Below are 4,655 nucleotides of genomic sequence, written 5' to 3'. Positions count from 1 at the left end.
CGCGGCCGTACTGGATGGTAAAAGGTAGCGCAGCACCTCTCTCTTCACGTTTTTACGAAATCACCTGACAGGTGCAGCCTAAACTTTTATGTTTCACTTGGGGCTTAGTGCACAGAGAAGGAAGGATTCGTAGTACACGATTCCATGTCATATCTTCTATCATTTCTATTGAAAGGGAAATGTGGTTTTTTACAACGTTGACATTCTAAGAACGTTATTTACAAAGTGTTACGGGTGAATTTTATCCATCCATAAAAAGCTGCGGTTATGAAAAATCTGGAAAACAAAGTAGCGCTGGTGACCGGTGCGGGACAGGGCATCGGCCGCGCCATCGCGCTAAGGCTGGCAAACGATGGGGCCAAAATTGCGGTGGTCGATCTTACTGAAGAGAAGATGCAGGCTGTTGCGAACGAGATCAAGGCAGCAGGCAGCGGGGCGGTTATTTATAAAGCCGATGTGTCGGACCGCGATCAAGTTTATGCTGCTGTGGAGTATGCCGAGAAGGAACTGGGCGGTTTTGACATCATGGTCAACAATGCGGGCATCGCAAACATCCAGTCCATTGCAGACCTTACACCGGAAGAGGTGGACAAGATCATGAAGGTCAATGTGCAGGGTGTACTATGGGGCATTCAGGCCGCTGCAAAAAAGTTTAAACAGCGCGGGCAGAAAGGCAAGATTATCAGCGCGTCCTCCATTGCCGGGCATGAAGGCTTCGCCCTGCTGGGGATTTATTCGGCCACTAAGTTTGCAGTGCGTGCCCTTACCCAGGCAGCGGCCAAAGAGTTTGCCAGTGATGGCATCACCGTCAATGCGTATTGCCCCGGCGTTGTCGGAACGGATATGTGGGTAGAGATCGACAGGCGGATGGCTGAAATCACAGGAGCACCCATCGGGGAGACGTATAAGAAATACGTGGAAGGCATCGCCCTGGGCCGGGCGGAAACACCCGAAGATGTGGCCGCTTTCGTTTCATTCTTGGCTGGGCCAGATTCAGATTACATGACCGGGCAGGCACCCCTGATAGATGGTGGTCTTGTGTACAGGTAGCATTTCGTGCATTAAATTTATAGTTGATTGACTGATTTTACACGCCCTGAATCCTTTGTTTTAATTTGTGACGCACGCCTGCCGCTACGATCTTAATTAAAACTTCTTCAGCACGGGGCTCCGCTAATTTTACCTCCTCAATTTCTAATGGTTCATCCTCATCGTGTGCTACTCTGGATGCCAATGGAGAGGACTAATTCTGCCTGGTTTTAAATAGTATAGGCTAAAATCAGCCAGTTCTGGTATGATCGGGCAGGGTTTCAGCAGCCTATAGCTTTAAGGTCCGCTGTTAAGCAAGAGGAAGGATTTTATTTCAACAGTAGAAACTAAAAAACAGTATGAATTCACAAGGCCAGCCTAATTTCCTGCTTATAGTAGTGGATGACATGGGGTACTCCGACTGCCAGCCTTTTGGCGGCGAGATCAGCACGCCAAACCTGCAGCAACTGGCAGATAACGGTGCCCGCTTCCGTAATTTTCATACGTCTGCGCTGTGCGCGCCGACCAGGTCCATGCTGCTATCCGGCTGCGACAATCACCACGCCGGGCTGGGCAATATGCCGACAGCGCACGCCACCAACCAATACATGCAGCCCGGCTACGAAGGGTATCTTAACAAAGATGTTCTGACCATTCCTGAAATTCTGAAAGAAGCCGGCTACCATACCTACATGGCAGGTAAATGGCACTTGGGCGAGCTGGAAGGCTTCAGGCCACATGCCAGAGGCTTCGAACGCGCGTTTTCTTTTTTAGGGGGTGGTGTCAGCCACTTTAACGACCAGCGAGCCCTGAGCGAATTTGAGCAGCCGCACACAGAATATTCGGAAGACGGCAAGACGGTGGGAAATCTCCCCGAAGATTTCTACTCATCCGACTTCTACACCGATAAAATGATCCAGTATCTTACGGAGCAGGGGGACGGTAACCCATTTTTTGCTTACCTGGCCTTCACTGCGCCGCACGACCCGCTGCAGGTGCCGGATGGATGGCTGGATAAATACAAAGGCACGTACGATGGCGGGTATGATGCGATCCGGAGCCAGCGCCTGCAGCGTATGAAGGAGCTGGGACTGGTACCCGATGATCTGACTCCAAACGAAGGCAGCGGTGAGTTTAAAAAATGGGATGAGCTCACGGAAGAAGAACAAAGGGAAGCGGCCCGGAGAATGGAAATCTATGCCGCTATGATCGAAAACCTGGACTGGAACCTGGGCCGCTTGTTCACTAAATTGAAAGAACAAAATAAATTCGACGACACCATCATTTTTTTCTTGTCCGACAATGGCGCCAATCCCAAGGAACCCCATTTTTATGCGCCGAATACCAAAGAGTCTATCGCCAGAGAGTATGATAACCGCTTAGAGAATTACGGCAAGATCAACTCGTTTATTTCCATTGGCGGGGCCTGGGCCGAAGTGGCTAATACTCCTTTGTCATACTTCAAGATCACGACCTATGAAGGGGGCACACAAACGCCGCTCATCATATCGGGCAGGCGCATGCATAAACGTGGTGTGGTGACCGATGAAATGCTACACGTGACAGACATCCTGCCTACTATACTCGATTATGCCAATGTCCGGTATCCGAAGGAAAAAGATGTAAAGCCACTTTACGGCACTTCGCTGAAACCCTACCTGCAGGAAGAAACAAAACTGCCGGTGCGAAATGCCTTTGACGTGCTCGGCTATGAAATCACCGAATGCAAAGCCGTGATGAAGGGCGATTGGAAACTGATCTTTATGCCGCCGCCCTATGGCGAAGGGGACGAATGGCATTTGTTCAACCTGAAGGAAGATATCAAAGAAGAAAACAATATGGCCGCGCAATTTCCGGACAAGTTCGACGAACTAAAAGCCGACTGGGAAGCCTACGCGCTTTCGGTGGGTTACATAAAAGCCAACGACGAAAGAGCTGTGGCCAAACTGGGATTTGAAGAATTCTACCGGTTCGATCCAAAGCACCGGATAGATCCTAGAACGGGTATCGGTAAAGCTGCTAAAAATGATGTGGAGCCAACTAATCTGGGGGATTAAACTATAGAAGCATATGTTTGAGATCCTGATCCGCATAGCCGGATTTGTCCTGCCGGTCTTTGTCTTCCTGACGATGCTAAATGTAGGCTTGACCCAGCAGCTGAACGACATTGTAAAGTACCTGCGCAACAGGAAATTCGGCCTGAGGATGTTAGTAGCCAATTTCATTTTAGCGCCACTGCTCATGTGGGGAATGCTGCAAATTTTCACGCTTGATCCATACCTGCGGGTTGGACTTACTATCTTCAGTATTTGCGCTGGTGCGCCTTTCCTAATAAAGCTTACCCAACTCTCGGAGCACGACTTGGCGCTTGGCGCCAGCACCATGATCACCTTGGTATTAGCTACGGTTGCCCTGGTGCCGCTGGTACTGCCCGTGATCGTGCCTCAAATTGATATAGACGGGTGGACGATTGCCTGGACCTTGCTGAAGCAGTTGATATTCCCGATCGTACTGGGCTTGATACTGGCAAAGGTACTGCCCGACCTCGTACATGCCTTGCAGCCATGGGTAGCGAAAATTGGTAACTGGGCTTTGTATGTGATGTTGATTACCACGCTGACGGGCTACTTTCCTGAACTAAAAGAGATAATGGGCCAGGGAGCCATACTGCTAGGTATAGCTTTTATTATGGGCGCTTTCTGCATTGGGTACCTGTTGGGCGGCCGCGACGACAAAGACCATCTGCAGGACATTGGCGCTTTGGGTACGGCACAGCGAAATACGGCCGCCAGTATGATCGTAGCTGCGCAAAATTTCAGCAGTCATCCGGAAGTACTCGTCATCATTACCATCGCCAACACCCTGGGAATTGCCCTGCTGTTAGGAATCGCTAAGTTCTTATCAAAAGATAATAAGGTTAGAATTGTGTTACTCAACCGGAAACTGCCGCAACCAGATACCTGACAGGCTTTAGCTTACAAGTATAGCAAGTAGCAGCTTTATCCAACACAGCATTGTAATACATGAACCTTACTCCGGGAAATAAGAAAGCAGGCAAAGCGATTGAGCCTCCGGAAGATTTGCTTCCGGGGGAAGTGGCGCTGAAGCAAACGGTGGAAGAAAGCCGCTACAAGCAATCGAAAAGGGCAACGCTAAAAGACGATGCCAATGCGGGCCTGACCGTGGCCATGAACGAGATCCCGGACGGAATGGCCTGTGGTCTGCTGGCAGGTGTGAGTCCTATCATGGGTTTGTTCGCGGCTGTCTACGGATGCCTGGTAGGCGGGATTTTCAACAGCTCCAAACTGATGATCATTTCCACCACCAGTGCGGCCGCTTTTCTGTTGTATCAGCTCACGCAGGCTTACCCGGAAGCGCAGCGTGTGGACGCCTTGCTTTTGCTGGTCATTCTCTCCGGCATACTCATGATCCTTATGGGTATGCTGAAGCTCGGAAGCCTGGTGCGGTTTGTTTCTCATTCGGTCATGACGGGTTTTCTTGCGGGCATTTCCATACTCACGATCTTAAGCCAGTTGCCTACGCTTTTTGCTATACCTGCCGAAGGTTCCAACAAGGTGTTGCAAACGATAAACCTGTTTCAGCAGATACACCTCACCAACTGGCAT

4 protein-coding genes are annotated in these 4,655 nt (G+C 50.1%); all 4 read left to right on the top strand.

Annotation, left to right across the window (positions count from 1 at the left end; all coding sequences use genetic code 11):
- The first annotated feature begins 267 nt into the window (after positions 1–267).
- Positions 268–1,050 carry an acetoin reductase gene (locus OB13_RS16885; protein WP_461491354.1) on the top strand — a complete coding sequence of 261 codons (783 nt, stop codon included), beginning with the start codon at positions 268–270 and terminating at the stop codon, positions 1,048–1,050.
- A gap of 338 nt (positions 1,051–1,388) precedes the next feature.
- A complete protein-coding gene (locus tag OB13_RS16880) occupies positions 1,389–3,086 on the top strand; it encodes an arylsulfatase (protein ID WP_461491353.1) in 1,698 nt (565 codons plus the stop codon).
- Positions 3,087–3,099: 13 nt separating this feature from the next.
- Positions 3,100–3,993 carry a bile acid:sodium symporter family protein gene (locus tag OB13_RS16875; protein ID WP_461491352.1) on the top strand — a complete coding sequence of 298 codons (894 nt, stop codon included), beginning with the start codon at positions 3,100–3,102 and terminating at the stop codon, positions 3,991–3,993.
- A 59-nt stretch (positions 3,994–4,052) separates the two neighbouring features.
- A partial coding sequence (locus OB13_RS16870; protein WP_461491351.1) for a SulP family inorganic anion transporter occupies positions 4,053–4,655 on the top strand: 603 nt, incomplete at its 3' end.

This window comes from Pontibacter sp. HJ8 (genome assembly GCF_054824225.1).
The sequence above is the reverse complement of the archived record's forward strand: the minus strand, read 5'-3'. Positions and strand labels throughout refer to the sequence as shown.